Here is a 26130-nt window from a genome sequence, read left to right on the forward strand (position 1 = left end):
GGGGCATGTCGATCGCGTGACAGTGAGCGCCATGGACATGTCCTGACGGATGTGAAAAACATAAGGTCAAGCCAACCCAGCGATCACTCGTCCCGACCAGGACGGATCGTTTCTGCCTGACCGAGTTGGAGGACTCGTGCGCTACAGATTCCTCGCCCCGAGCGCGGCTGCCGCCTGCCTGCTGCTGGCGATCCCGGCGTCGGCCGCGCAGCCCACCCCGGGCGCCCCGGGCGTTGGCGACAGCTACTACCCGGAGAGCGGCAACGGCGGTTACGACGTCTCGCACTACGACCTGCGGCTGAAGTACCAGCCGAAGACGGACCTCCTTGAGGGCACCGCCACCCTGGTCACCACCGCCAAGCAGCACCTCTCGCGCTTCAACCTGGACTTCGGACTGCCCGTCAGCGAGGTGCGGGTGGGCGGCAAGAAGGCCGCGTTCACCACCGCCGGCAAGCACGAGCTGGTCATCACCCCGGCCTCGCCGCTCGCCAAGGGCCAGCAGACCTCGGTGGTCGTCCGTTACGCGGGCAAGCCCTCCGAGCTGGCCATCGACGGCTTCACCGCCTGGGCCCGCACGCCCGACGGCGGCGTCATCGCCCAGGAGCCCGAGGGCTCGGCGTGGTGGTTCCCGGGCAACGACCACCCGACCGACAAGGCGACGTACGACGTCTCGATCTCGGTGCCGGACGGCACGCAGGCCATCTCCAACGGCGTGCTGCTCTCGGAGTCCTCCAAGCTCGGCTGGACCCGCTACAACTGGCGCTCGGACAAGCCGCAGGCCACCTACCTGGCCACGCTCGCCATCGGCAAGTTCGACATCACCAAGGACACCACGGCCTCCGGCCTGCCGGTCATCAACGCCTTCAGCAAGGACCTGGGCGCCAACGACGGCGCGGCGCGCGCCAGCATCGAGCGCAGCACCGAGATCACCGAGTGGCTGGAGACGGTGTTCGGGGACTACCCGTTCAACTCGGTCGGTGGGTACGTGCCGAACGTGCCGGCCGGGTACGCGCTGGAGACCCAGACCCGCCCGTTCTACGGCAAGAAGGCCTTCGACCGGGGCAGCAACGTCTCGGTCGTGGTGCACGAGCTGGCGCACCAGTGGTACGGCGACAGCGTCTCCCTCAAGGACTGGAAGGACATCTGGGTCAACGAGGGCTTCGCCCGCTACAGCCAGTGGCTGTGGTCGGAGAAGGAGGGCGAGGGCACCGCGCGGGAGCTGGCTCAGTACGCCTACGACCAGCACCCGGCCGATGACCCGTTCTGGCAGGTCAAGCCGGGCGACCCGGGCCCGGACAACCAGTTCCACGGCGCGGTCTACGACCGGGGCGCCATCGCCCTGCAGGCGCTGCGCAACGAGATCGGCGACGACGCCTTCTTCACCATCCTCAAGGACTGGCCGACCGCCAACAAGTACGGCACCGCCTCGGTGAAGGACTTCGTCCACTTCGCCGAGAAGTCCTCGGGCAAGCCGCTGGCGCAGCTCTTCGACACCTGGCTCTACACCGACAGCAAGCCGGCCACCGGCGTCGCGTACGAGGCGGGCATCGCGCGCAAGGCCAAGGCGTCCTCGGCCTCCTCCTCGGCGCCGGCGACGCTGAAGCAGCCCAAGTCCTGGAAGCAGATCCAGGCCACCAACTCGGTGCACGACCACGGCGCGCGCGGTCACCGCGGCCACAGCGGTCACCAGCACTGACGCACGGCCCACGGCACGGCCGCCCGGCCTCGGGTCGGTCGGCCTCGGGTCGGTCGGCCTCGGGTCGGTCGGCCTCGGGCCCCGGGTGCGCCGGTGTGGCGAGTTCCCCTCGCCACACCGGCGCACCGGGCGCCGGGCTCACGCGCCGCCCCCCTGCCGGTCGCGCGTGGTCGCCGGGCGCCCCTTCGGCGGGGTCGGGGTGGCGGGCCGGGCGCGGCCCGCTCACGGGGTGGTGTCGTGCCACGGCTCGGGCGCGGCGGGGGTGGCCGACCGCTCGCGCGAGGGGGCCTCGAACCAGTCGTCCGCGTCCTGTCGGCTCAGCGCGAAGCAGACCGCGCCGGGCAGCAGCACCCCGAGGATCTGGAGGGGGTGGAGGGTCGAGGCGGACGCCGCGAACACGATGCCCAACGCCCCGAAGCACAGGGCGAGGACCTGGTAGGCGTAGACCACCTTGCACGCCACCAGCGCACGCCGGAAGAAGTACCCGCTGGCCACCAGCAGCACCCCGGCCAGCGCCCAGCCGAGGTAGGCCAGGAACCGCAGCGGCCCCTCGCCCTCCGTCTCCTGTCCGTGGTCGGCGCGCGAGTCGATCTCCGCGAGGACCAGCCAGCCGAGCAGGACGTTGGCCAGCACCTGGAGCCAGACCACGACCAGGCTGAAGATGACGGACGCGGGCATGGTGGTGCGCTCGGGCGGCGGGTCGGTGGGTGTCACGGGTGTCTCCCTCGGCCTGGTGGGGGGCGCCCGCGCAGTGTCACAGGCTCACGCGGGGACCGGTCCCGAGCTTCGCCACGGCCGTCACCGGCGCCCCGCCACCAACGGCCCCACCCGCCCCCGGCCCGGAAGCCCGATCGGTGTCGTGCCCGCGCCCGGGCTCAGCGCGCGCCCGTCGCCCGGACCGTCGCGCGGTAGGTGTAGCGCCGCTCCGGCTCGGGGCGCAGCTCCACCAGGGCCATGGGCTTGCGGTGCGGGTTGCCCTTGGCGTCGAAGGCGATCGGCCCGCTGAGTCCGGGCAGCGGCCCGCTCTGGCCGATCTGCAGGAGCATGTTGCGTACGCCGGCCGCGTCGACCTCGTCCGCGCCCCGGGGCCCGGCCGCGTCGCGGATCGCCGTGCCGAGGGCGAGTACCGAGTCGTGGCCCATCATCGCCTGGCCGCTGCGCAGTTCCCGGTCGCCGCCGAAGGCGAGGTCGTAGGCGTCGGCGAAGGCCGGGTAGGGGTTGGCGGCCCTCGTCGGGTAGACACGCGCGGCCCCCTCGGGGTGCGCGTAGGCCGTGTACAGCACCCGCAGCCCCTTGCTGGCGCGCCAGCGGGCCAGCACGTCGCCGCCGACCGCGTCGCTTCCGGTGACCGGCGGGTCGTAGAAGACGCCCAGCGCGCTGGAGCCGGAGAGCACGGTCAGCGGGCAGTCCCGGCCGGGCGAGGTCAGGGCCTCGACGAAGAGCTTGAGTTCGCGGCCACGGCCGGCGAAGTACACGGCGTCCAGCCGCCGTTCGGGGCGGCAGACGGTGTCGGCGATGTCGGCCAGGGTGTTGGCGGCCGACGGGCTGCCCGAGACGAACCGGTGGCCGTCGGGGGTTTCCAGGCGCAGGCGCGCCGCCTTCGCCGCGCGCGCGAAGTCCGCGCCCAGCGACTGGTTGTAGGTGTCGTCGCGCTTGATGTCCTTGACGACGTCGATCCGCGCGCCACGGGCCTGCCGCCCCCTGAGGTAGTCGGCGGCGACGGCGGTCTGGTCGGCGTTGGGCGAGGAGACCCGGAAGAACGTCGGGTCGGGGGTGGACAGGTCGTCCGCCGCGACGGTCGAGCCGACCATGGGGATCTCCGCCGCGCGCAGCGCGTCGACGGCCTGTTTGGTGGTGGCCACGCTCTGGCCGAAGCCGGCGACCGCGACCAGCCGGTGGTCACCGTCGCGGGCCAGCTCCACCAGTTGCTCCACCAGCGGTCGCCACTGCTCGCCGCCCTGCCCGCTGTTCGCCAGCAACAGCTTGATCTGCGGCGTACGGCCGTGCCCGCCGCCCCGGTTGAGCTCCACCTGGGCCAGGTAGGCGCCCTCGATGGCCTGTCGGGTCACCTCGGGCGAGCGGTCGCTGGGCGCGAAGGAGCCCGAGCGGCGCGTCATGGGCTCGGTGTAGGCGATGGACACCCAGTCCTCGCCGGACCTCGCCACCCGCTCGTTCTCCTCCCGGATCTTCGCGCTGACCTCGGCGAACTCCGCTCCGTAGACGTAGGAGCCGTCCGTGACGCCCACGCACTCCTGGCCGGGGCCGCGCTGGGTCACCCCCGGCGCGCAGCGGCGCTCGGAGGGCCACCAGCGCTCACCGGCCAGTGGCAGCGTCACCGCGAGGGCGGCGGCGCACACCACGGCCACCAGCGCCCACAGCCGCCAGCGCACCGGCGGGCGGGTCGGTACGAAACGTCGTGTGCCCGCGTCGCTCACCAGGGCTTCCCCTCGTACTGTGCCGCCTTGGCCAGCAGCACCGGATACCAGTCGGCGCTGTTGGTGTGCGCGGCCAGCGTGCGAAAGCGGGCGGCGATCTCGCCGTAGAGCTCGGCATACGGGTCGCCCAACGGGTTGCGGTAGGGGTCGCCGGCCCGGTCGGTGGCGGCCCCCGCGGGCGGCTCGGGGGCGATCCAGCTCGCCGCCAGCAGCCGGGTGACGGTGCGTAGCCTGCTGTCGATCTCCCCCTCGGCGAGGAAGGCGACCAGCTGCTCGTAGTGCTCCCAGGGCGGGCCCTCCAGGGCGCCGCCGGGCGTGCGCACCGGGGCCCGGCGCAGCCGGCACAGTTCGACGCACCACTCGTGCGGGGAGCCGCGCTCGAAGCGGTCGTTGAGGTAGGCCGCCGCGGCGGGCAGGTCGCCCAGGGCCAGCGCGTGGTAGGCGGCGGTACCGGGCGCCGCGCCCTCGACGGCGTGGGCGCGCAGCGCGGTGTGCGCCGCCTCCCAGCCGGTGGGCGCGGCGGCGGTGAGCGGGCCGGTGGCGGGCCCGGTGGCGACGGCGAGCTTGCGCAGCAGCAGGAAGCGGAGCATGGGGTGCGGGGTCTCGGTGCGGCCGTCGGTGTCCCGGTCGCCGGTGTCGATGTGCAGGGTGCTCAGCACGTCGGCGCAGAAGTCGTCGAAGTCCTTGTGTACGGCCTCGTCCGCCTCGCCCCACAGCGTCCGGGCCGTGCCGGCCTGGGCCAGGTCCGCCGCCGCCGAGGCCCGGGTCAGCACGCGGACCAGTTCCCGGCCGGCGCCGATCGGCAGCAGCCGCCCCAGGAGTTCGTCCACCAGCTCGCCGGTGGGCTCGAAGGCCCGTCGCAGCCGCTCCTCCCAGGTCAGCCGTCCGCCGTGGACGAGCAGGGCGTCCAGCACGCGGGCCGTGGCTGCTGGCTGACCGCGCGTCAGCTCGTACACCACCCAGCCGAGCCACTTGACGCCACTGTCGGCCTGCGGCGCCGGCACCTGGCGGCCGGCCACCCGCAGCACCTGCTCCGCCTGCTGTTCCACCTCGTGGCGGTGCAGGTCGCGCAGCTGTCCCACGCGCAGGCCACGGGCGACCCGTGGTGGCAGGAACTTCGGCTGGTCCGCGTCCCAGCGCCCCGGGTAGCCGCCGGGTTGCGGCGGCCCGCCCCAGGAGAAGGTCTTGAGGACGTCCGGGTAGCTGCCGGCGGCGGCCAGCACCACCAGCGGGTCGGTGGGCGGCGCGCTCTGCCGCGCCTCCAGGAGCAGCCGCAGGAACTCGTCCCCCAGCGGGCAGTCCACGTTGTCCAGGAGCACCAGGCAGCGGGTGGTGCGACGGCGGGCGCGGCGACCCTCGTAGGCCCGGCACAGGTCGTCCACGAACGCCTGGAAGAGCACGGCCTCGGCGCGCTTGCGCTCGCTCTCCTCCTGCGCCCCGTAGCGGCCGTTGAGGGCCAGCAGGAAGGTGCCGACCGGCTGCTGCGGGGAGCCGCGGCGCAGCCGGGCCAGCCGCCAGCGGGTGCGCAGCCGGGCCCAGCCGCCCTGCCACTCGGGCAGCAGCAGTAGCGCGGCGCGCACCAGGGCGGGGGCGCCGAGCGCGGCGGCTGCCTCGGCGAGCCGGCCCAGCACCTCGCCGCGGTCGGCCGGCGGGTGGGACAGGGCGCGCTCCATGTCGCGTACGGCGTTGCCGCGCGCCGTGCCGTCCACCTCGGTCGCCACGGCGATGGCCAGCAGCCCGAACGAGGGGAAGGCCAACGGGGGGAAGTCCCGCTTGCGGGCGTTGAGGTCGAAGGCCAGGGCGGCCAGCGCGTCGATGGGCTTGCCGCCGTCGCGGCCGAGCGCGGCCAGGTCGAGGCGGGCGACGGGGGCGCGTTCGGCCCAGTCGGCGAGGTGGCGCAGCAGGGTGGTCTTGCCGCTGCCGCGCGGGCCGAGTAGCAGCGTGGTCTCCAGCGCGGCGGTCGCGGTGCGGGTGACCCCGGACAGTCGGGTGGTGGCGCGGGGCAGGTGCAGTCCGCGCTCGACGTACTTCTCCACGGCCCGGTCGCGCTCGGACGCCCCGGCCCACTCCTGTCCCATCCCGACCCCCGTCGTCCTGATCGCGTGCCCCCGCGCGCGCCCGTCGTGCGCGCGCGTTCCCCATAAGAAAGCGGTAAACGGGGTGCGGCACAAGGATCTTGACGATGTTGAGGGTGGCGCGGGGGCGAACGGAGCGAGGCCGCGTGGCGGCCGGCGTCCTTCGGGCGGCCCGCGCGGCCGCGACGCCGGGCGGGGGCGCGGGCCCGGACGAGGGGGCGTCCCGGGCCCGCGTCGGACTCACTGGGGGGCGTCGGCCTCCCTGGCCGGGCCGGGCGCCCCGGCGCCCTCGGCCGCCTGGGCCGCGCTGATCTCGCGCACCCGGCCGCGCACCACGAACCAGCCCGCGACCAGCGAGGCGACGATGATCGGGGCCAGCATGACGGTGTCGCGCCCGACGCCGCCGTCGTACCACATCAGCACGATGACGCCGGCCAGGAAGCCGATGGTGACGATCTCGGTGAACGGTGAGAAGGGCAGTTGGAAGGCGGGTCGGGTGAGGTGGCCGGCCTCGGCGCGGCGGACGAAGACGATGTGGCAGAGCATGATCGAGGCCCAGGCGGCGATGATGCCGAGCGCGGCGATGTTGATCACGATCTCGAACGCCTTGTCCGGCACGACGAAGTTCAGGCCCACGCCGACCACGCACACCGCCGAGGTGAGCATGATGCCGCCGTAGGGCACCTGGTGGCGGTTCATCCGGCCGGTGAACCGGGGCGCGGAACCGGCCTTGGCCATCGAACGCAGGATGCGACCGGTGGAGTAGAGGCCGGAGTTGAGGCTGGACATGGCGGCCGTGAGGACCACCAGGTTCATCACGTGTCCGGCCGCCGGGACGCCGATCTTGGACAGGACGGTGACGAACGGGCTCTCGCCCGCGCTGTACCCGTCCCACGGCAGCAGCAGTGCCAGCAGCACGACCGAGCCCACGTAGAAGATCCCCACCCGCCACATGATGGAGTTGACCGCGCGCGGCACGACCTTCTCCGGCTCGGCCGTCTCGCCCGCGGTGACGCCGACCATCTCCACGGCGGAGTAGGCGAAGACCACGCCCTGGAGCACCACCACGACCGGCAGCAGGCCGGTCGGGAAGATGCCGCCGTTGTCGCCGATGAGGCTGAGGCCCGGCGTCTCGCCGCCCACCTCGTGCCGGGTGACCAGCAGGAAGATGCCGATGGCCATGAAGACGACCAGGGCCGCCACCTTGACGATCGCGAACCAGAACTCCAGCTCGCCGAAGATCTTCACCGAGACCAGGTTGATGGAGAGCACCACGGCGAGCGCGATCAGCGCCATGACCCACTGCGGGATGTCGCTGAACATGCTCCAGTAGTGCGTGTACAGCGCGATGGCCGTGATGTCCGCGATGCCGGTCGTGGACCAGTTCACGACGTACATCCAGCCCACCGCGTAGGCGCCCTTCTCGCCCAGGAACTCCCGCGCGTAGGAGACGAAGGAGCCGGAGGACGGCCGGTAGACCACCATCTCGCCCAGGGCGCGGACGACGAAGAACGCGAAGAGCCCGCACACCGCGTACGCGATGGCCAGCGCGGGCCCGGCGGACTCCAGACGCCCGCCGGCCCCGAGGAACAGGCCGGTGCCGATGGCGCCGCCGATCGCGATCATCTGGATGTGGCGCGCCTTGAGGTCCTTGCTGTACCCCGCGTCGCCGGCGTCGCGCAGCGCCCCCTCGGGCGGCGGCGGGGTCGCGTCCTGAACGGCTTCTTTGCCCACGAGTTACGTCTCTCGCCTTCGCATCGGAATGTCTGGAACGGGCCGCTGGTCGAGCGGCCCGCGGCAGTCTCACATTCCCGCTGCGGTGTTCACGTCATACCGTGGGTCATCTCACATCTCGTACATCCCCTCGATGACCTGCGCATACGTGGCGTGGATCACGTGCCGGCGCAGCTTGAGGGAGGGGGTCAGTTCGCCGGTCGCCGGTCCCCACTCGCGGCCCAGGAGGCGGTGGCGCTTGACCTGTTCGGTGCGGTTGAGCCGGCTGTTGGCGGCGGTCACCGCGCGCTCGACCTCGGCGCGCACCTCGGGATGGCGCGCCAGCGCCTCGCCCTCGGCGGTGACGCCCCGGCCCGCCGCCCAGGCCGCGGCGGCGTCCGGGTCCAGGACCAACAGCGCCACCAGGTAGGAGCGTCGGTCGCCGTACACCAGGGCCTGGCCGATCAGCGGGTGTTCCTTGAGCGTGTTCTCCACCAGCGCGGGCGAGACGTTCTTGCCCGTGGAGGTGATGATCAGCTCCTTCTTGCGGTCGGTGACGTACAGATAGCCGTCCGCGTCCAGGTGACCCACGTCGCCGGTGGCGAACCACCCGTCGGCGTCACCGAGTCGTGCCACCGAGCCGTCCGCGCGGAGGTAGCCGCACACCACCTCGCCGCGCACCTCGATCTCGCCGTCGGGGGCGGTACGCACCTCGACACAGTCGATCGGGCTGCCGACCGAGCCGAGCCGGAACCCCGCGTGGTGGTTGAGCGTGCACACGCCGGTGGCCTCCGACATGCCCCACACGTCCAGGATGACCACCCCGAGCCCGGCCCAGAACCGCACCACGTCCTGCGGCATCGGCGCCGCCGCGCTGATGGCCCACGCCAACCGGTCGAAGCCCATGACGGCCAACAGCGGCTCCAGCACCTCCCGCTTGACCTGGTCGTACGCGGCGGCCAGCGCCGGCTCGGGCTCCTGGCCGCGCTCGCGGGCCGCCACCCAGGCGCGCGCCGTCTCGCCCGCCGCGTGGACGGCCGCCCGCCGCTCGGCGGGCAGCGCGGCGAGCGCGCCGCGCGCGGCCACGGTGAGCTTCTCCCACACCCGTGGCACCCCGAAGAACTCCTCGGGCCGCACCTCGCGCACGGCGCCCGCCACCTCGGCGGGGTCGGCGCAGAAGTAGACGTGTGAGACGCGCAGCAGCGGCATGTACAGGCCCAGCATGCGCTCGGCGATGTGTGCGAAGGGCAGGTAGCAGATGTGCGCCCCGTGCGCGGCGACACCGAGCTTGCGGTCCAGCGCGGCGCCGCTGACCACCACCTGCCGGTGGGTGGTCACCACCCCCTTGGGCTCACCGCTGGTGCCCGAGGTGTACACGACGGTCGCCGGGTCGTCCGGCCGGCCCTGCCGCCACCACCCCTCGAACCGGGGGGAGTCGAACCGGCGCGCCCCCTCGGCCACCACATCGGCGTACGACGTGAACGGGGCGGGGCGCGGGGCGGGTGGGGCCGGGGCGGTGGTCACGGCCGACCCGGCGGGCGCGGGGGCTCCATCGGCCGACGCCGGCGCGGCGGGTGGGATGGCGGCGGCCGGCGGGGGCTCCGCGCCGGCCGACGGCGGGTCCACGACCACCAGGCGCTCCAGGCGCCCCACCCGCGCGTCGAGCAGCGGCCCCCAGCGCGCGAGCTCCCCCGCGCCGTCGACGATCGCCAGCCGGGCACCGCTGTGCCGCGCGATGTGCGCGATCTGCTCGGGCGCGGCCGTGCCGTACACCGAGACCGGCACCGCGCCCAGGTGCACCAGGGCCTGGTCGCTGAGCCAGTGCTCGGGCCGGTTGGACATCATCAGCAGCACTCGCTCCCCGCGCCGTACGCCGAGCGCGGCCAGTCCCGTGGCCAGTTCGGCCACCCGCTCGCGGGCCCGGGCCCAGGTCATCGAGGTCCAGCCGCCGCCGGGCGCGCGCCACGACAGGGCGGGCAGGTGCCCGAACTCCCTGGCGTTGCGCCACATCAGGGCGGGCAGTGTGGGGTCGCCGGGCGGGTCCGAGAGGTGCGAGGTCAGGGCCAAGGCCGCCTCCTGGTGGAGTGGGTGCCGGACGGACTGCGCGGAGGGAAGGTTTCACAGGAGCGGTGCGACAGCAATACTGTTGAACTCAGATGTACCCGTGCCGCGTGCGCGCAAGGCCACGATCGGCCACCTCGCGGCACCTCAGTGGCCCAGAGAGCGAGGCGCAGCCGATGACCCAGCCCCTGACCACGGACGCCAGCGAGCCCGAAGGGCGCCGCCGGACCAGCGCCGCCGGAGACGACCGCGCGCCCGACGCGTCCGGGGGCGACGGTGCGCCCGGGGCGACGGCCGCCGGCGGCGCCGGCTCCGCCCGGCTCGGGCTCACCGTCGACGAACTGGCGGCGCGGGCCGGGGTCACGGTCCGCACGGTGCGCTTCTACGGCACCCGGGGGCTGCTGCCGCCCCCGCACATCGGGCCGCGCCGGGTGGGCCGGTACGGGCCCGAGCACCTCTCGCGGCTGGCCCTGATCGAGGAACTCCAGCACCAGGGCATGACGCTGGCGGCCATCGAGCGCTACCTCCAGCAGTTGCCCGCCGACATCAGCGCCCACGACCTGGCGATACACCGCGCGCTGGTGGCCTCCTGGACCCCGGACGTGGCCGAGGAGGCCGGGCGTGAACTGCTGGAGCGGCGCGCCGGGCGGCCCCTGGCGGAAGGGGACATCGACCGGCTGGCCGCCATGGACGTGCTGGAACGCACCGCCGACCCCGACGTCTTCCGGGTGGACCCGGCGATCCTGCACCTGGGCGTGCGGCTGTTGGACGTGCCCATCGCGTTGGAGACCGTGTTGGCGGCCCGCACGGTGGTCCTGGACCACGCCCGTGCGGCGGCGCGCGAGCTGAGCCGGTTGTTCCGGGACGAGGTCTGGGACCCCTATCGCGAGCGGGAGGCGGACCCGGCGCAGGTGGCCGCGATGCGGTCGCTGTCGGCGCACATGCAGCCCATGGTGGTCCAGGCCCTGGTCACCGCGTTCCAGCGGTCCCTGCGCGAGGAGTTGCGCGCGGGGCACGGCGCGGCGGAGCCGGGGCCCGGCGCCCGAGAGGCCGCCCCCGCGCCCGAGGGCGCCCCCGCCACCGGGCGGCCCGCCGCCCCGCGCTGAGGCGGTGGGCGGGGCGCCCGGTGGGCGGGCTGGCGGGCCGGTGACGCGCTACGCGTCGGTGAAGCGCTCGCCGCGCTCCGCCGTGTCCACCAGCAGGGCCGGCGGGGCGAAGCGTTCGCCGTAGGCGGCCTGGAGGGCGCGGGCACGGGCTACGAAGCCGGGCAGACCGCCCTCGTAGCCGTTGACGTACTGGAGGACGCCGCCGGTCCAGGCGGGGAAGCCGATCCCCAGGATGGAGCCGATGTTCGCGTCGGCCACCGAGGTCAGTACGCCTTCCTCGACGCAGCGCACGGTCTCCAGCGCCTCGGCGAACAGCATGCGCTCCTTGAGGTCCTCGAAGGGGATCTCGGGCGCGCCGTCGGCGGGGCCGAAGTGCTCGCGCAGGCCTGGCCACAGGCCCGCGCGCTTGCCGTCGACGTAGTCGTAGAACCCGGCACCGCCGCTGCGGCCGGGGCGCTCGAACTCCACCACCATCCGGTCGATGACCGCCTCGGCGGGGTGCGGCTGCCACACCCCGCCCGCCTCCTCGACGGCCCGCCGGGTCTCCTCGCGAATCCTGCGCGGCAGCGTCAGGGTCAGCTCGTCCATCAGGGACAGCACCTTGGCCGGGTAGCCGGCCTGGCCCGCGGCCTGTTCGACGGTGGCCGCGGGGACGCCCTCGGCGAGCATCGCCACGCCCTCGTTGATGAAGTGGCCGATGACGCGCGAGGTGAAGAAGCCACGCGAGTCGTTGACCACGATCGGGGTCTTCTGGATCTGCCGGACCAGGTCGAAGGCGCGGGCCAGGGCCCGGTCGCCGGTCTCGGCGCCCCGGACGATCTCCACCAGCGGCATCTTGTCCACCGGGGAGAAGAAGTGCAGGCCGACGAAGTCGGCGGGGCGCGAGACGCCCTCGGCGAGCAGGGTGATGGGCAGCGTGGAGGTGTTGGAGCACAGCAGCGCGTCCGGCGCGAGGACGGACTCGATCTCCTGGAAGACCTTGTGCTTGAGCGCGGTGTCCTCGAAGACGGCCTCGATCACCGCGTCGCAGCCGGCCAGGTCCCCGAGGTCGGCGGTCGGGGTGATGCGCGCCAGCAGCGCGTCCGCCTTCTCCTGGGTGGTGCGCCCGCGCCCGACGGCCTTGGCGCACAGCTTCTCGGAGTAGCCCCTGCCCCGGTCGGCCGCCTCCTGGCTGACGTCCTTGAGGACGACGTCGATGCCCGCCTTGGCGCACGCGTAGGCGATGCCGGCGCCCATCATGCCGGCGCCGAGCACCGCGACCTTGCGGACGGTGTGCCGCTCGCTGTCGCCGGGTCGGTTGGCGCCGGAGTTGACGGCCTGGAGGTCGAAGAAGAACGCCTGGGTCATGTTCTTGGCGATCTGGCCGGTGACCAGCTCGGTGAAGTACCGGGCCTCGATGGTCTGCGCGGTCTCGAAGTCCACCTGGGCGCCCTCGACGGCGGCGGCCATGATGTTGCGCGGGGCCGGGTAGGGGGCGCCGTTCAGCTGCTTGCGCAGGTTGGCCGGGTAGGCGGGGAGGTTGGCGGCGAACTTGGGGTGGGCCGGGGTGCCGCCGGGGATCTTGTAGCCGTCGGTGTCCCAGGGCTGGCGGGACTCGGGGTGCGCGTCGATGAACGCCCGCGCCTTGGCGAGCAGTTCGTCCCGGTCGGTGGCCACCTCGTGGACCAGGCCGGCCTCCAGCGCGCGGGCCGGGCTGTACTGGGTGCCCTGGAGCAGCACCTTGAGCAGCGCGTCGGTGATGCCGAGCAGACGCACCGAGCGCACCACGCCGCCACCGCCGGGCAGCAGGCCCAGGGTGACCTCGGGCAGTCCGATCTTGCTGCCGGGGGCCGTCAGCGCGACCCGGTGGTGGCAGGCCAGGGCGATCTCGTAACCGCCGCCGAGCGCCGCGCCGTTGATGGCCGCCACGACCGGCTTGCCGAGGGTCTCGATGCGGCGCAGGTCGCGCTTGAGTTCGCGGCCGGCGTCGAAGACCCGCTGGGCGTCCTCGGGGGTGACGGCGATCAGCTCGCGCAGGTCGCCGCCGGCGAAGAAGGTCTTCTTGGCCGAGGTGACGATGACGCCACGGACGGAGTCGCGCTCGGCCTCAAGGCGGTCGGCGACGGCGGCCAGCGACGTCTTGAAGGCGGCGTTCATGGTGTTGGCCGACTGGTCCGGGTCGTCCAGGACGAGGGTGACCACGCCCGTGTCGTCCTGCTCCCAGCGGATGGTGGTGGGCTCGGTGCTCATCTGTCTGTCTCCGTATGAGGGGTGGCGGCGGGCGGTCAGAGGCGCTCGACGACGGTGGCGATGCCCATGCCACCGCCCACGCACAGCGTGACCAGGCCGTACCGCTGGTCGCGCCGTTCCAGTTCGTCGACGACGGTGCCCAGGAGGATGGCGCCGGTGGCGCCGAGCGGGTGGCCCATGGCGATGGCCCCGCCGTTGACGTTGACCTTGTCGAGGCTGATGCCCATGTCCTTGACGTAGCGCAGCACGACCGCGGCGAACGCCTCGTTGATCTCGAAGAGGTCGATGTCGTCGACCGTCAGACCGGCCTTGGCCAGGGCCTTGCGGGAGGCGGGGGCGGGCCCGGTGAGCATGATCGTCGGGTCGGAGCCGGAGACGGCCCCGGCGACGATACGGGCGCGCGGCGTGAGCCCGTACCGCTCCCCCACCTCGCCGCTGCCGATGGCCACCAGCGCCGAGCCGTCCACGATGCCCGAGGAGTTGCCCGCGTGGTGGACGTGGTCGATGCGCTCGACCCAGTGGTACTTCTGGAGCGCCACCGCGTCGAAGCCGCCCATGTCGCCGATGGCGGCGAAGGAGGGCTTGAGGCCGGCCAGCGTCTCGGGGGTGGTGCCGGGGCGCATGTGCTCGTCGTGGTCCAGGACGACCAGGCCGTTGCGGTCGCGGACGGGGACGACGGAGCGCTCGAAGCGGCCGTCCTTCCACGCCTCGGCGGCCCGCTCCTGGGAGAGCGCGGCGTAGGAGTCCACGTCGTGCCGGCTGAAGCCCTCCACGGTGGCGATCAGGTCGGCGCTGATGCCCTGCGGGACGAAGCCGGTCTCCAGGTTGGTCATCGGGTCGGCGAACCAGGCGCCGCCGTCGGAGCCCATCGGCACCCGCGACATCGACTCGACGCCGCCGGCCAGGACCAGGTCCTCCCAGCCGGAGCGGACCTTGGCCGCGGCCATGTTGACCGCTTCCAGGCCCGAGGCACAGAAGCGGTTCTCCTGGACGCCGGCGACGGTGTCGGGCAGACCGGCGGCGATGGCCGCCACCTTGGCGATGTCCGAGCCCTGGTCGCCGAGGGGGCCGACGACGCCGAGGACGATGTCGTCGATGGCCGCCGGGTCCAGGTCGGGCAGCCGGCGGCGCAGTTCGTGGATGAGGCCGGTCACCAGGTCGATGGGCTTGGTGCCGTGCAGGGAGCCGTTGGCCTTCCCGCGCCCGCGCGGGGTGCGGATCGCGTCGTACACGTACGCTTCTGTGCTCACGTCGGATGCCTTTCGGGGAGAGCGGTACGGGGTGTGCCACCGGAGTCGGCGCGTCCGCGCTCGCCGGGGGCGGAGGGTCAGGAGAGCAGGGACCGGCCGATGATCTCCTTCATGATCTCGGTGGTGCCGCCGTAGATCGTCTGGATACGGCCGTCGGTGAACGCTCGGGCGATGGGGTACTCGGCCATGTAGCCGTAGCCGCCGTAGAGCTGGAGGCAGCGGTCGGTGACCCGCTTCTGGAGTTCGCTCGCCCACCACTTGGCCATCGAGGCGTGCGCGGCGTCCAGCTCCCCGGCGTCGTGGTCCACGATGCAGCGGTCCACGAAGCTGCGGGTGACGGCGCACTCGGTGGCCATCTCGGCGATCTCGAAGCGCACGTGTTGGAGTCGGGCCAGCGGCCGGCCGAACGCCTCGCGCTCCCTGACGTAGGCCGTCGTCATCTCCAGGACGTGCTCGGCACCGGCGATGGAGGCGACCGCGATGTTCAGCCGCTCCTGGGCGAGGTTGGTCATCAGATGGCCGAAGGCGCCGTTCAGCTCGCCCAGCAGGTTCTCCTTGGGCACGGCCACGTCGTTGAAGAAGAGTTCGGCGGTGTCCTGGGACTTCTGGCCGATCTTGGCGAGATTGCGCCCGCGTTCGAAGCCGGCCGTGCCGCGCTCGACCACCAACAGGCTCAGCCCGCGCGCGCCGCCCTCGGGAGTGGTCCTGGCGACGACGATGACCAGGTCGGCCAGGATGCCGTTGGAGATGAACGTCTTGGAGCCGTTCAGCAGCCAGTGGTCGCCCCGGTCCTCGGCGGTCGTACGGATGCCCTGGAGGTCGGAGCCGGCACCCGGTTCGGTCATGGCGATGGCCGTGATGATCTCGCCGCTGCAAAAGCCCGGCAGCCAGCGATGCTTTTGCTCGTCGGTGCCCAACGAGGTCAGGTACGGGCCGATGATGTCGTTGTGCAGACCGAGCGCGAGCCCCGGGGCGGCGGCGCGGGTGAACTCCTCGGCGAGCACGGCGCTGTAGCGGAAGTCCGTGGTGCCGCCGCCCCCGAACTCCTCGGGCACCGCGAAGCCGAGCAGCCCCTGCCGGCCGGCCGCCAGCCAGGCCTCGCGGTCCACGATGCCGTTCTCCTCCCACCGCTCGTAGTGCGGCAGCACCTCCTTGGCCAGAAAGGCCCGTACGGTCTCGCGGAACGCCTCGTGTTCCGGGGCGAAGATCTGGCGCTTCACGGGTGTCTCCTCGGGTGCTGCCGTCCGGGCGGGCTGGGGAGCGGGGGCCGCTGGCGGGCGCGGCGCGGCGTGGCCGCCCGGTGGGGGCGGCCGGGTGGTCACGGGTCGGGGGTGGGGGCGGCGCTTTCTCGCGGCAGGCCCCAGTCGGCGGCGACCTCGGCGGTGTGCGCGCCCGGCAGGGCCGGTGGCCGGCGCACGCTGCCGGGGGTCGCGGAGAAACGGGGCGCGGGCGCGGGCTGGACGATGCCGGCGTGCTCGGTGAAGGTGCCGCGCGCGGCCAGGTGCGGGTGCGCGGGGGCCTCGCGCAGCGAGAGGACGGGCGCGACACAGGCGTCCGAGGGTGCGAAGACCTCGGTCCACTCGGCGCGGGTACGGGTCCGGAAGCGGGCCGCGACCAGCTCGCGCAGCTCGCCCCAGCGGGCCGTCTCGCCCTGCTCGGGGGCCTGGTCCGCGATGCCGAGCAGGGTGGTGAACTCGGCGTAGAACCGTGGCTCCAGGGCGCCGACGGCCATGTGCTCGCCGTCGGAGGTCGCGTACACGCCGTAGAACGGGCAGCCCCCGTCGAGCAGGTTGGCGCCCCGGCGGTCCTGCCACGCGCCGGCCGCGAGCATGCCGTGGATCATCGAGGACAGGTGGGCGGTGCCGTCCACGATCGCCGCGTCCACGACCTGTCCGGCGCCGCCGGGACTCCGGGCGTGCTGGAGGGCCGCGAGGACGCCGATGACCAGGTAGAGCGAGCCGCCCGCGTAGTCGCCGACGAGGTTGGCGGGGATGGCCGGTGGCTGGTCGGGAGGGCCGATCATGCCCAGGACGCCGGTGATGGCGATGTAGCCGATGTCGTGCCCGGCGCGCTGCGCCAGCGGCCCCTCCTGGCCCCAGCCGGTCATCCGGCCGTAGACCAGCGCCGGGTTGCGGGCCAGACAGGCGTCGGGGCCGACGCCGAGCCGTTCGGCGACGCCGGGGCGCAGGCCCTCGATGAGGACGTCGGCGCGCTCGACGAGGTCGAGCACGGTCCGCGGGCCGTGCTCGGACTTCAGGTCCACGGTCACCGAGCGCTTGTTGCGGTTGGTGATGTCGTGGGCCGGGTCGATGCCGAGGCCGGCGGCGGCCGGCCGGTCCACGCGCACGACGTCGGCGCCGAGGTCGGCGAGCACCATCGCCGCGTACGGACCGGGGCCGATGCCTGCCAGTTCCACGACCCGCACCCCGGTGAGCGGACCGTGTGGTGTCGCCGTCATCCGGCCCCCACGTCGTCATGACAATTTCGCTGTAACACCGCCGATGCTAAGAACACGTTCCAGTTTCCACAAGCCCCTTCGGCTAGCGGCCTCCCCCGCTCGGGCCGGGCGCGCCCCGAGGCAAGACCCCTACGCCCCAGGCCCGTTGAGCCGTTCGGGTCCGCCCCGCGCGACGCGGGCGGGGCGGAGTGGGTGGGGCGGGGGCGTGGGGTGGGGTGGGGCGCCGGGTGTGGGCCGGGGTGCGGGGTGGGGTGAGGTGGGGTGGGGCGCCGGGGCCGGCCGCCGGGTGCGGGCCGGGGTGCGGGCGGCGTGGGCGCGGCCCCGGGTGGGAGGACGCCAGCCGCCTCCGCCGTTACGGCCCACGCGGCCGGCCCGGCGCTCCCCCGGCGTCGCTCCTGTGCGCCGGCCGGCCGGACGCACCGCGCCACGGGGGACCCGCCCGCCCGGCCCGGCGTACCCCGCTGGCTCAGCTCGCCGCGGAACCCGGCGCGTCCGGGGAACCCGCCCCACCCGACACACCCTGCCGGTCCGGCGCACCCGGCGGGCGCGGCACGTCGGGCGAGCGCAGCGCCTCGGGCGTACGGGGCGTGCCCGGCGCGTCCTCGGGGTCGGGGGCCGGGCCGGAGCCGGGGGCGCGTCGGGCGAGTTCGTCGGCCAGGGCGTGCAGGCGGAGCGTGCCGCTCCCGCTGGCGTACAGGGCCGTGCCCGCGACGGACAGCGGCACCGAGGCCGCGAGCAGCGACATCAGCTTGGGCCAGGGGCGTTCGGAGGCGCAGTCCCCACTGTTCGCCGTGCGGTCGGCGAAGGCCGGCGCGTCGCAGGAGCCGTTGCGCTCGGTCTCGTAGGGCGTGCACAGCAGCACGGCCAGGAACGTCCAGGCCAGCCCCGCCAGGATCAGGAGCATCACCCCGGAGTCCCGGTAGTTGCGGGCGCGCTGGGCGGACGGTATGCCACTCGGCATCGGTTTCGCCACCTTCTCGTTCGGAGATCATCGACTGAACGGGGCGCATTCTCCCTGGTCAGGCAAGTCGCTCCGGCGTCGGCCGATCACGGTCCGGCCGCTGGCCCCGCGCCGGACGCCGCCGTGAGGTCGATGCCCCAGGTGTCGCGCAGCAGCGCGTGGCCGCTGTCGGTGGCGCTCAGCCCGCGGCCGGAGCGGTGGCGCACCACCCAGCCGGCCGAGAGGAACCGCCGGCCGACCGCGGCCCCCAGCGCGCCGGCCAGGTGCGTGCGGCGCTCCGTCCAGTCCAGGCAGGCCCGGGTGGTGGGGCGGCGGGCCCGGATCGCGCCGTCGACGTCCACGCCGAGGGCGCGCAGCCCCTCGGCGCCGGTGTCGGTGAGGGTGAGCGTCGCGCGGTCGGTCAACCACCCCAGGCCGCTCCAGGCGTCGGTCAGGGTGACGCCGAGGCGTCCGGCGAGGTGGTCGTAGCAGAACCGCGCCGTGGCCAGGTTCCGCGCCTGGCGGCTGTGCCGGTATCCGGAGCCGGGCGCGGGGTCGGCGAGGACGCCGAGCGCTTCGAGGGCGGTGGCGATCCACGGGCCGGCGAGCGTGTAGTAGCGGCGGCGGCCTTGCGCCTCGCGGGTGACCAGGCCGGCGGCGACGAGCACGGTCAGGTGTTCCGACGCGGTCGAGGCGCTGACCCCGGCGGCGCGGGCGAGCTCGCCGGCCGGCCGGCCGGCGGGCGCCGTCCATCAGCAGGTTCAGCATCGCCGAGCGCGCGGGGGCCGCGAGCGCCCTGCCCACGCCGGTGAAGTCCCGGTCTCCGCTCATGGGCCCGACGATACGACAGTGACGCTTCGGCCAGCGCCGAAGCGTCCGGGACCTACGGTGCGCCCATGACGACCCACACCTACCGTGCCCACCTGCACTGGGACGGCTCCACGGGGGCCGGCGTGCGCGGCTACTCGCGCGAGCACACCGCCCACGCCCCGCCGGCGCTGGCCCCGCTCACCCTGAGCGCGGACCCGGCCTTCCGTGGCGACCCCGACCGGCTCAACCCCGAGCAGCTGGTGGTCATGGCCGCCTCCTCGTGCCAGCTGCTGTCCTTCCTCGGCGCCGCCGCCCGCGCCGGGGTGACGGTGCTCGGCTACGACGACGAGGCCACCAGCCGGCTCGACCTGAGCGCCGAGCCGGCCCGACTGACCGCCGTCCACCTGCGCGTGCGCGTCCACGTCGCCGCCGGAACGGACCCGGCCCGGGTCCGCGAGATCGCGGAGCGGGCCCACGAGGGGTGTTACGTGGCCAACAGCCTGGCGGTCCCCGTCGAGGTCGAGACCACCGTGGTGACCTCGTGAACACCCACCGGTTCGACCGTGAGGCGGCCCCGCCTCACCGGCCCGGGTCCGACGTCCGCGGCGAACCGCCGCCCGCGCCTGCCTCGAAGGGGGCCGGCGCGACAGCACATCAGGAGGAACCGCACCGTCCTGGCCCAGCGGGGCCGGATCCTCTGACCGGGAAGGTCGTCGCCCCAGCGATGACGTACGCCTGTCGCGCTGCCGAGCCCCGCTGTGAGGGGAGCTGAGACCCTCATTCGGGAGCGGCAGGCGCGGCGGGCGGCCGATGCGGCGCCGGGGCAGCCGTTTCAGGACGCCCGCCACATCGGTGGGTTGCGCATGGGGATGCGGCGAGCGGGCGGGTGTTCGGTGGATGGTTCACGATGATGAGAAGGCTCGACAGGGCCTGCGCCGCTGGGCCGAGGCCCTCTCACCGCCGCCTTGACCGGGAGGAACCGGCCGCGCCTCCGGACGCGTACGGCACCGCCGCCGGACGCGTCCGAGTCGGCCCGCGTCACGGCGGGCGGCTGGGCCCGTAGCCTCCCGCGGTGCCGTACGCACCACGTCGCGCCGCCGCGGCGAGCTCAGCGAACGGCGTCGGTCGCCCGTCTTCGACCCCACCCGGCCGCCGACGGTCCAGGAGCGGGAGACGGGGACGGCGTGGTGGAGTTCGCTGTCGCGTCGGCGGCGGGCACGCGGGAACTCGTAGCGTTTCGTGCGGGCGAAGGCGTGCTCGACACGGGCCCCGACCTGGCGGTGCTCGGCGTTGTCCACCTCCTCCCCGGGCAGCCGGTCCGGCCGGGGCGGTTGGGTCACGCCCTAGTCAGCCGCCGTCCGTCCGCTCACCTCGCCCGGCTCGGGCGGTCTCGCCGGGTGCGTCGGCTCGGCGGGCACCAGGTGGTCCGCGGGGCCGTGCGGGTCGGTCAGCCGGGCCAGTCTGCGCGGTACGTCGGCGCCGACGAGCACGATCACCACCAGGGTCAGCCCGAACGTCAGCACGGCCAGCGCCCGCCCCAGCGGCATCCCCTCGGCCAGGTGGGCGCCGAGTACGGGGGCGACCGCGCCGCCGAGCGCGCCGACGTTGTAGACGAAGCCGAGCGAGGCGGCGCGGTTGCCGGTCGGGAAGTGGCTGGCGATGTACTTGGGCAGGATGCCGGAGATGCCCTGACTGAGGGCGAGCAGCCCAAAGAGCAGCACACCGAGCGCGACCAGGCTCTCCTCGACGGCGAAGACGGGGAAGACGAAGGCCAACGAGCAGGTCAGGGTCCAGGCGTAGGCGCGGCGGGTGCCCACCCGGTCGCCGACGAAGCCGGCGAGCCAGCAGCCGCACATGGTGCCGAAGCCGGCGTAGAACATGACGTCGCCGACCTGGCCGGGCGAGTAGCCCATCTCGGTCTTGAGGTAGGTGGGCAACAGCGCCTGGATGGGCCAGCTGTAGAGGAAGGCGCAGAAAACGGTGACCATCAGGGAGACGTACAGGACCCAGTGTCGTCGGCCGCCCACCTGGACCGCGAAGGCGATCAGACAGCCGGCGGCCAGGATCGCCAGCGGCCACACCAGGCCCGTGCCCAGTGGGGTGAACACGCAGAACAGCGCGGTGCTGGCGGCCAGCGTGAGCAGCGAGTTCAGCCAGCGCGGTCCGGGCCGGGCGAACAGCGGCGCGAACGGGTTGGGGCGCGGGCCGGCGACGGCGACCTCCGCGCTCCAGTCCCGCGCCTCGGGCAGCGCGCGGCGTACCCACAGGGCGACCAGGACGGGCAGCACGCCGATCCAGAACATCCAGCGCCAGCCCCAGTGCGGCACCACCCACTCGTACAGCTTCGAGGCGAGGATGGTGCCGCCCGCGTAGCCGGAGATCAGGAAGCCGGAGGCGCGGTTGCGCAGCCGTGGGGGCCAGCTCTCCAGGACGTAGGTGGCGCTCGCGCTGTACTCGCCGGCCATGCCCACGCCGATCACCAGTCGGGCGACGAAGAGGCTGGTGTAGCCCCAGGCGAAGCCGCACGCGAAGGTGCCGAGCGAGTAGAGCAGGATGCTGACGATCATGGCGGACTTGCGGCCGTAACGGTCGCCGAAGGCACCGAGCAGCGCGCCGCCGAGCCAGCGGGTGATGAACGCGGCGGAGACCAGGCTGGCGGCCTCGACACCGCTCAGGTGGAACTCGTCGCCGATCTCGGTCAGTACCAGGGTGATCAGGACGAAGTCGAAGCCGTCCAGGAGGTAGCCGAGCCAGGCGGCGAACATGGCCTTCCACTGCCCTCGGGAGACCTCGCGGTACCAGCGCACCTCCCCCGCGTGGCCGGTGGCGCTCATGCGGACAGGCCCGCGTCGTCCAGGAGCTTGCGCACCCGGTCCACGGCCGGGCCGTCCAGGGGGACCTGCGGCGCGGCGGTGGCCGGGCAGTCGATGACGCCGAGCAGGTGGAGCGCGGCCTTGAAGCCGCCCAGGGCCGAGGAGCTGCCGCCCATCACCGCCGGGTCGCCGGTCTCGGTGAGGGCGAACAGGGCGGCGAGCCGGTCCTGTTCGGCGGCGGCCTCGGCCCAGCGGCCGGCGCGGGCGTGCGCGTACAGCCGCAGGTAGCCGGCGGGGTCCACGTTGCCCAGGCCCGGCACGACACCGTGCACGCCGGCCAGCAGCGCGCCGTCCACGCTCAGCTCGGAGCCGGTCAGGACGGAGAACCGCTCGCCCAGACCCCGGTCCGCCACCGCGACCAGCAGCCGGCGCAACTCGTCGAGCTGGCCGCTGCTGTCCTTGAGTCCGGCCAGGGTGCCGTCCACGGCGAGTGGCAGGACGGTGGCGGCGGTGAGCTTGGTGTGCACGGCGAGCGGGATGTCGTACGCGAACAGGGGCAGTTCCGTGCTCGCGCGCAGCCGGCGGAAGTGGTCGGCGATCTCGGTGGGGTGGGTGCGGGTGTAGAAGGGGGCGGTGGCCACGACGGCGTCGGCGCCGCTGGCGGCGGCGCTGGCGGCGTGCTCGCGCACCCGCGCGGTGGTCGTGTCGATGGCGCCGGCGAGCACCGGGACCCGCCCGGCGGCGACGCCGACCACGGTCTCCAGGGCGGTGCGGCGTTGGGCGTCGGTGAGGTAGGCGGCCTCGCCGCTGGAGCCGAGGGCGAACAGGCCGTGGACGCCCGCGTCCAGCAGCCGTCGGGTGAGCGCGGCCAGCGATCGGGTGTCCACGTCGCCGGTGGGGGTCAGCGGGGTGCACATCGGCGGGACGACGCCGGTGAGGGGAACCGGAAGGCGCATCGAGACCAGCTTTCTCCGAGGCGTCCGCCAGTGGCGGAACGAGCTTAACGAAAGCAGCAAAGATGACAATACGGACGTTGGACGTCCCATGTTTGGGGTGAATGTGACGGAGCGCCGAGCGGCTGTCAAGCGCCCCGCGCCCGTCCGGCGCTTGTTGACTGAAGGTCAACAGCTGCCTAGCGTGACGGCTTCCAGGCTGTGGACCACCACGGACACGGCCGCGCACCACGCCCCGGGCCCGCCCGTGGGTCGCGAGGGGAAGCCATGACCGGCGCACGACCCGCCCCGCCGCGCGCCTATGACCTGGTGCTCTTCGGTGCCACCGGCTTCACGGGCGCGCTGACCGCCAGCTATCTGGCCGCCCACGCCCCGGCCGGACTGCGCTGGGCACTGGCCGGCCGCGACCCACGGCGGCTGGCGGCGCTGCGTACCGAGTTGGCCGCCGTCGATCCACGGCTGGCCACGCTGCCGCTGCTCACCGCCGACGTCACCGACCCCGCCTCGCTGCGGGCCCTGGCCGACCGCACCCGCGTCCTGGCCAGCACCGTCGGCCCGTACCTGCGCTACGGGGAGCCCCTGGTCGCCGCCTGCGCGGCGGCGGGCACCGACTACGCCGACCTGACCGGCGAGCCGGAGTTCACCGACCGGATGTACCTGCGTCACCACGAACGCGCCCGGGCCACCGGCGCCCGCCTGGTACACGCCTGCGGCTTCGACTCCATCCCGCCCGACCTGGGCGTGCGCTACACCGTGGGACTCCTCCCGTCGGGCGTGCCGCTGCGCGTGGACGGCTACCTGCGGACCCGGGCCGCCGTCTCCGGCGGCACCCTGGACTCGGCGCTGACCGCCGCCTCCCGGCCGCTGGCGATGGCCCGCGCGGCGCGGGCCCGGCGCCGCCTCGAACCCGCCCCGGCCGGGCGTGTCGTGCGCGCGCCGCTCGGCCCTCCGCACCGCAGCCGCGCGGTGCGGGCCTGGGCACTGCCGCTGCCGACGATCGACGCGCGGATCGTGGCGCGCTCGGCCGCCGCGTCCCCGGCCTACGGTCCGGCCTTCCGCTACCGGCACTTCGCGGCCGTACGCCAACTGCCGGTGGCCGCCGCCGGCGTGTTGGGGGTCGGGGCGCTGCTCGCGCTGGCCCAGGTGCCGCCGGCACGTGCCTGGCTGACGGGCCGGCGGGGGCCGGGAGAGGGGCCGAGCCGGGAGCGGCGGGAGGCGAGTTGGTTCGCGCTGCGCCTGGTGGGGCAGGGCGGCGGGCGGCGCGTGGTCACCGAGGTCAGCGGCGGCGACCCCGGCTACGACGAGACGGCCAGGATGCTGGCCGAGTCCGCGCTGTGTCTGGCCCTGGACGACCTTCCCAGGACGGCGGGCCAGGTCACACCGGCCACCGCGATGGGTGAGGCGCTCACCGCGCGACTGGTCCGCTCGGGGCTGGTCTTCCGGGTCCTCTCCCGGGAGTGACCGGATCGCGCCACGGCGCGGGCTCGGTGTCCGGGGACGTTCGACGCTGCGAGTGCGACGTCCGATACCCGCCAGAGGTGGCGCGCCCGGCGCATCACGATGGTCGTATGAGCACTGAGACGTACACCCGCATCACGCAGATCGAGCCGGTCGCGGCCACCGAGCACAGCGTCGCCCCCCGCTACGAGATCCGCCCCATCTCCCCCGAGGCCGTCCGCGAGCTGCGCGTGCGCGACGACGCCGGCCAGCGACCGCGCGAGGTCGCCGACGAGGAGGGCGGCGCCCCGCTGCGCTGCTGCCTGGGCCGCAGTACCCCCGGTGAGCGGCTGCTGCTGGTCTCCTACGCGCCGCTGCGTCGCTGGGCGGCCGAGACCGGCGCCACGCCCGGCGCCTACGACGAGGTCGGTCCGGTCTTCATTCACCGCGAGCCGTGCGCGGGTTGGCCCGACAGCGGGCCACAGGCCACCGCGACCAGCTATCCGGCGGCCATGGTGGGCGAGCGCCGGGTGCTGCGCGCCTACTCGGCGCGGGGCGAGATCCTCGGCGGGCGGCTGCTGATCGACGGGAGCGCGGAACACGACGGCTCCGTCGACGAGGCGCTGGAGCAGTGGTACGCGGACCCGAGGGTCGCCGCCGTCCACATCAGGGCCGTGGAGTACGGCTGCTTCCACGCGGAGACCCGCCGCGTGGGGTGAGCCACGCGGGACACGCCGACCGTGAGCGCGGGACCCCGCACCACGGGCCCGGTGCGGGGTGCGCGCGGTCGGTCGGGAGGTCAGTCGAAGAGGTTGGCGATCACTCCGGCGTAGGACGTGCACAGCTGCCAGGCCAGCCAGAACGCGCCGTACACGATGCCGATCATCAGCACCGTGGCCACCACGGGGTCCAGTCTGCGCTGCCAGCGAGACCGGTTCATCGACTGATAGTCATGCTCTGCCATGCGTCCAACATACCGACAAAGCCAGCGGGCACCCGCCGCGGCCGGCGCGGGCTAGGGGTGTTCCCGGGCGAGCGCGGCGAGCGCTCGGCGGCAGGCGGCGTCGGCCGCGCGGGTGGTCTCCGGCAGCCGGTAGTGGGGGCTGAGGCGCAGGGTGTGCGCGCAGGCGGCGTCCAGGGTCATCCGGTGGCCGACGGAGACGAAGACCGGCTTCACCCCCGGCCTGGTGCGCAGCGCCCGGCCCACCTCCTGGTCCCCGTCCCACAGCGGGGAGCTGTCGCCGCGCTCGGGGCCCGGCGGCTCGTGGCGGAAGGCGAAGGGGCTCTTGGCCACGCCGATGGTCGCCAGCCCGGTGAGCACGCCCAGGTGGCTGGCCAGCCCGAAGCGGCGCGGGTGGGCCAGCCCGTAGCCGTCGCAGACGACGAGGTCGGGGGTGTGGCCCAGGCGCTCCAGCGCGGCCAGCACGGTGGGGAGCTCACGGAAGGCGAGCAGGCCCGGCACGTACGGGAAGGAGACCCGGCCCACGGCCGTGGCCTGGGCGACCCGGGTCAGGCTCGACGCGTCCAGCGCGACGGCCGCCGCCGCGACCAGGTCGCGCTCGTCGTCGTAGGCCACGTCCACGCCCACGACCAGGCCCGGGGCGCCCGGTGGGACGGCCGCGCTCGCGGCGTGGACCCGCGCGCGCAACCGCTCCTGGACGGCGGTGGCCTCGGCCTCGGTGCGCGGCCAGTCGGCGGGCACGGGCGCCCATCGGGGCGGACCCGGGAGCTCGGCGTGGCCTGGCGGCTCGGTGGAGGGACTCATACCGGTGATCACGCTCCGTGGGCCCGTACGGTTGCTCCGCGCGTGGGCTCGAAGATCATCGAGCGGGGGCGCGGCGTAGCCTTACGGACATGTTCGTACTTGAGTTGACTTACACCGGCTCGCTGGACCGCATCGACGCGCTGCTCGACGACCATGTCGACTGGCTGACCACGCACTACCAGTCGGGGACCTTCATCGCCTCCGGCCGCAAGGAGCCGCGCGACGGCGGCGTGATCATCGCGGTGGGCGCGGACCGCGCGGCCATCGAGCAGGTGACGGCGGCGGACCCGTTCGTCACGGAAGGGGTGTGCACGTACCGGATCGTGGAGTTCCTGGCCACCAAGACCGCGCCGGAGCTGGCCGCCTACCGACAGGAACTGCCCGTCTGA

Annotated in this window: 20 protein-coding genes and 1 pseudogene; 6 read left to right on the top strand and 15 right to left on the bottom strand. The window is 74.0% G+C overall.

What is annotated here, in order from left to right; genetic code table 11:
* Positions 1–136 precede the first annotated feature (136 nt).
* Positions 137–1696, top strand: coding sequence for a M1 family metallopeptidase (locus tag ACFVFR_RS05290; RefSeq protein WP_383698305.1), 1560 nt, complete (start codon positions 137–139; stop codon positions 1694–1696).
* Positions 1697–1918: 222 nt separating this feature from the next.
* On the opposite strand, the gene ACFVFR_RS05295 is transcribed toward ACFVFR_RS05290, so the two are convergent.
* The 5 genes from ACFVFR_RS05295 to ACFVFR_RS05315 form a co-directional block, all read right to left on the bottom strand.
* Complete coding sequence (locus tag ACFVFR_RS05295; protein ID WP_383698307.1) at positions 1919–2410, bottom strand: hypothetical protein; 492 nt, start codon at positions 2408–2410, stop codon at positions 1919–1921.
* Between the two features lie 161 nt (positions 2411–2571).
* Positions 2572–4131: an ABC transporter substrate-binding protein gene (locus ACFVFR_RS05300; protein ID WP_383698309.1), complete on the bottom strand. Its 1560-nt coding sequence runs from the start codon at positions 4129–4131 to the stop codon at positions 2572–2574.
* Complete coding sequence (locus ACFVFR_RS05305) at positions 4128–6209, bottom strand: ATP-binding protein (protein WP_383698311.1); 2082 nt, start codon at positions 6207–6209, stop codon at positions 4128–4130. The genes ACFVFR_RS05300 and ACFVFR_RS05305 overlap by 4 nt, the downstream gene beginning before the upstream one ends.
* A gap of 237 nt (positions 6210–6446) precedes the next feature.
* Positions 6447–7940, bottom strand: a complete 1494-nt coding sequence (locus ACFVFR_RS05310) for an amino acid permease (protein WP_383698313.1) — start codon at positions 7938–7940, stop codon at positions 6447–6449.
* A 111-nt stretch (positions 7941–8051) separates the two neighbouring features.
* Positions 8052–9980 carry an AMP-dependent synthetase/ligase gene (locus ACFVFR_RS05315; protein ID WP_383698410.1) on the bottom strand — a complete coding sequence of 643 codons (1929 nt, stop codon included), beginning with the start codon at positions 9978–9980 and terminating at the stop codon, positions 8052–8054.
* A 176-nt stretch (positions 9981–10156) separates the two neighbouring features.
* On the opposite strand from ACFVFR_RS05315, the gene ACFVFR_RS05320 reads away from it, so the two are divergent.
* Positions 10157–11086 carry a MerR family transcriptional regulator gene (locus tag ACFVFR_RS05320; protein WP_383698314.1) on the top strand — a complete coding sequence of 310 codons (930 nt, stop codon included), beginning with the start codon at positions 10157–10159 and terminating at the stop codon, positions 11084–11086.
* A gap of 48 nt (positions 11087–11134) precedes the next feature.
* Here ACFVFR_RS05320 and ACFVFR_RS05325 read toward each other — a convergent pair whose 3' ends face one another.
* The 6 genes and pseudogenes from ACFVFR_RS05325 to ACFVFR_RS05350 form a co-directional block, all read right to left on the bottom strand.
* Complete coding sequence (locus ACFVFR_RS05325) at positions 11135–13315, bottom strand: 3-hydroxyacyl-CoA dehydrogenase NAD-binding domain-containing protein (RefSeq protein WP_383698315.1); 2181 nt, start codon at positions 13313–13315, stop codon at positions 11135–11137.
* Positions 13316–13350: 35 nt separating this feature from the next.
* Entirely contained in the window at positions 13351–14565 is a 1215-nt protein-coding gene (locus ACFVFR_RS05330; protein WP_383698316.1) for an acetyl-CoA C-acetyltransferase, read from the bottom strand.
* A 77-nt stretch (positions 14566–14642) separates the two neighbouring features.
* Positions 14643–15785 (bottom strand): acyl-CoA dehydrogenase family protein, encoded by a 1143-nt coding sequence (locus ACFVFR_RS05335; RefSeq protein WP_383698317.1) that lies wholly within the window; start codon positions 15783–15785, stop codon positions 14643–14645.
* 98 nt (positions 15786–15883) lie between these two features.
* The gene (locus ACFVFR_RS05340; protein ID WP_383698318.1) at positions 15884–17023 is read right to left on the bottom strand and encodes a CaiB/BaiF CoA transferase family protein; all 1140 of its coding nucleotides are present in this window, start codon (positions 17021–17023) and stop codon (positions 15884–15886) included.
* A 466-nt stretch (positions 17024–17489) separates the two neighbouring features.
* A complete protein-coding gene (locus tag ACFVFR_RS05345; RefSeq protein ID WP_383698319.1) occupies positions 17490–17984 on the bottom strand; it encodes a hypothetical protein in 495 nt (164 codons plus the stop codon).
* A gap of 86 nt (positions 17985–18070) precedes the next feature.
* Positions 18071–18658 (bottom strand): annotated as a pseudogene (locus tag ACFVFR_RS05350) (transcriptional regulator); the annotation flags it as partial.
* A 201-nt stretch (positions 18659–18859) separates the two neighbouring features.
* Between ACFVFR_RS05350 and ACFVFR_RS05355 the strand changes: the two are divergent.
* Positions 18860–19318, top strand: coding sequence for an OsmC family protein (locus tag ACFVFR_RS05355; RefSeq protein WP_383698320.1), 459 nt, complete (start codon positions 18860–18862; stop codon positions 19316–19318).
* Positions 19319–20116: 798 nt separating this feature from the next.
* Here ACFVFR_RS05355 and ACFVFR_RS05360 read toward each other — a convergent pair.
* Together ACFVFR_RS05360 and ACFVFR_RS05365 are read right to left on the bottom strand one after the other, a co-directional pair.
* A complete protein-coding gene (locus ACFVFR_RS05360; protein ID WP_383698321.1) occupies positions 20117–21607 on the bottom strand; it encodes a sialate:H+ symport family MFS transporter in 1491 nt (496 codons plus the stop codon).
* Positions 21604–22542 (bottom strand): dihydrodipicolinate synthase family protein, encoded by a 939-nt coding sequence (locus tag ACFVFR_RS05365; RefSeq protein WP_383698322.1) that lies wholly within the window; start codon positions 22540–22542, stop codon positions 21604–21606. The genes ACFVFR_RS05360 and ACFVFR_RS05365 overlap by 4 nt, the downstream gene beginning before the upstream one ends.
* 264 nt (positions 22543–22806) lie before the next feature.
* On the opposite strand from ACFVFR_RS05365, the gene ACFVFR_RS05370 reads away from it, so the two are divergent.
* Positions 22807–24000, top strand: coding sequence for a saccharopine dehydrogenase family protein (locus tag ACFVFR_RS05370; RefSeq protein WP_383698323.1), 1194 nt, complete (start codon positions 22807–22809; stop codon positions 23998–24000).
* Between the two features lie 107 nt (positions 24001–24107).
* Positions 24108–24695: a DUF1203 domain-containing protein gene (locus ACFVFR_RS05375; RefSeq protein ID WP_383698324.1), complete on the top strand. Its 588-nt coding sequence runs from the start codon at positions 24108–24110 to the stop codon at positions 24693–24695.
* Between the two features lie 80 nt (positions 24696–24775).
* Here the strand turns inward: ACFVFR_RS05375 and ACFVFR_RS05380 are convergent, their stop codons facing one another.
* Positions 24776–24940 carry a hypothetical protein gene (locus ACFVFR_RS05380; RefSeq protein WP_383698325.1) on the bottom strand — a complete coding sequence of 55 codons (165 nt, stop codon included), beginning with the start codon at positions 24938–24940 and terminating at the stop codon, positions 24776–24778.
* Positions 24941–24991: 51 nt separating this feature from the next.
* Positions 24992–25678, bottom strand: coding sequence for an endonuclease V (locus tag ACFVFR_RS05385; protein WP_383698326.1), 687 nt, complete (start codon positions 25676–25678; stop codon positions 24992–24994).
* Positions 25679–25830: 152 nt separating this feature from the next.
* Between ACFVFR_RS05385 and ACFVFR_RS05390 the strand changes: the two genes are divergently transcribed.
* Positions 25831–26130 carry a YciI family protein gene (locus ACFVFR_RS05390; RefSeq protein ID WP_383698327.1) on the top strand — a complete coding sequence of 100 codons (300 nt, stop codon included), beginning with the start codon at positions 25831–25833 and terminating at the stop codon, positions 26128–26130.

The organism is Streptomyces sp. NPDC057702, assembly GCF_042799315.1.
Taxonomy (GTDB): domain Bacteria; phylum Actinomycetota; class Actinomycetes; order Streptomycetales; family Streptomycetaceae; genus Streptomyces.

Coding starts and splice junctions, on each gene's coding strand:
- ACFVFR_RS05380 (WP_383698325.1), bottom strand. CDS start 24,940: ATGGCAGAGCATGACTATCAGTCGATGAACCGGTCTCGCTGGCAGCGC.
- ACFVFR_RS05355 (WP_383698320.1), top strand. CDS start 18,860: ATGACGACCCACACCTACCGTGCCCACCTGCACTGGGACGGCTCCACG.
- ACFVFR_RS05320 (WP_383698314.1), top strand. CDS start 10,157: ATGACCCAGCCCCTGACCACGGACGCCAGCGAGCCCGAAGGGCGCCGC.
- ACFVFR_RS05360 (WP_383698321.1), bottom strand. CDS start 21,607: ATGAGCGCCACCGGCCACGCGGGGGAGGTGCGCTGGTACCGCGAGGTC.
- ACFVFR_RS05370 (WP_383698323.1), top strand. CDS start 22,807: ATGACCGGCGCACGACCCGCCCCGCCGCGCGCCTATGACCTGGTGCTC.
- ACFVFR_RS05345 (WP_383698319.1), bottom strand. CDS start 17,984: ATGCCGAGTGGCATACCGTCCGCCCAGCGCGCCCGCAACTACCGGGAC.
- ACFVFR_RS05390 (WP_383698327.1), top strand. CDS start 25,831: ATGTTCGTACTTGAGTTGACTTACACCGGCTCGCTGGACCGCATCGAC.
- ACFVFR_RS05375 (WP_383698324.1), top strand. CDS start 24,108: ATGAGCACTGAGACGTACACCCGCATCACGCAGATCGAGCCGGTCGCG.
- ACFVFR_RS05340 (WP_383698318.1), bottom strand. CDS start 17,023: ATGACGGCGACACCACACGGTCCGCTCACCGGGGTGCGGGTCGTGGAA.
- ACFVFR_RS05365 (WP_383698322.1), bottom strand. CDS start 22,542: ATGCGCCTTCCGGTTCCCCTCACCGGCGTCGTCCCGCCGATGTGCACC.
- ACFVFR_RS05305 (WP_383698311.1), bottom strand. CDS start 6,209: ATGGGACAGGAGTGGGCCGGGGCGTCCGAGCGCGACCGGGCCGTGGAG.
- ACFVFR_RS05325 (WP_383698315.1), bottom strand. CDS start 13,315: ATGAGCACCGAGCCCACCACCATCCGCTGGGAGCAGGACGACACGGGC.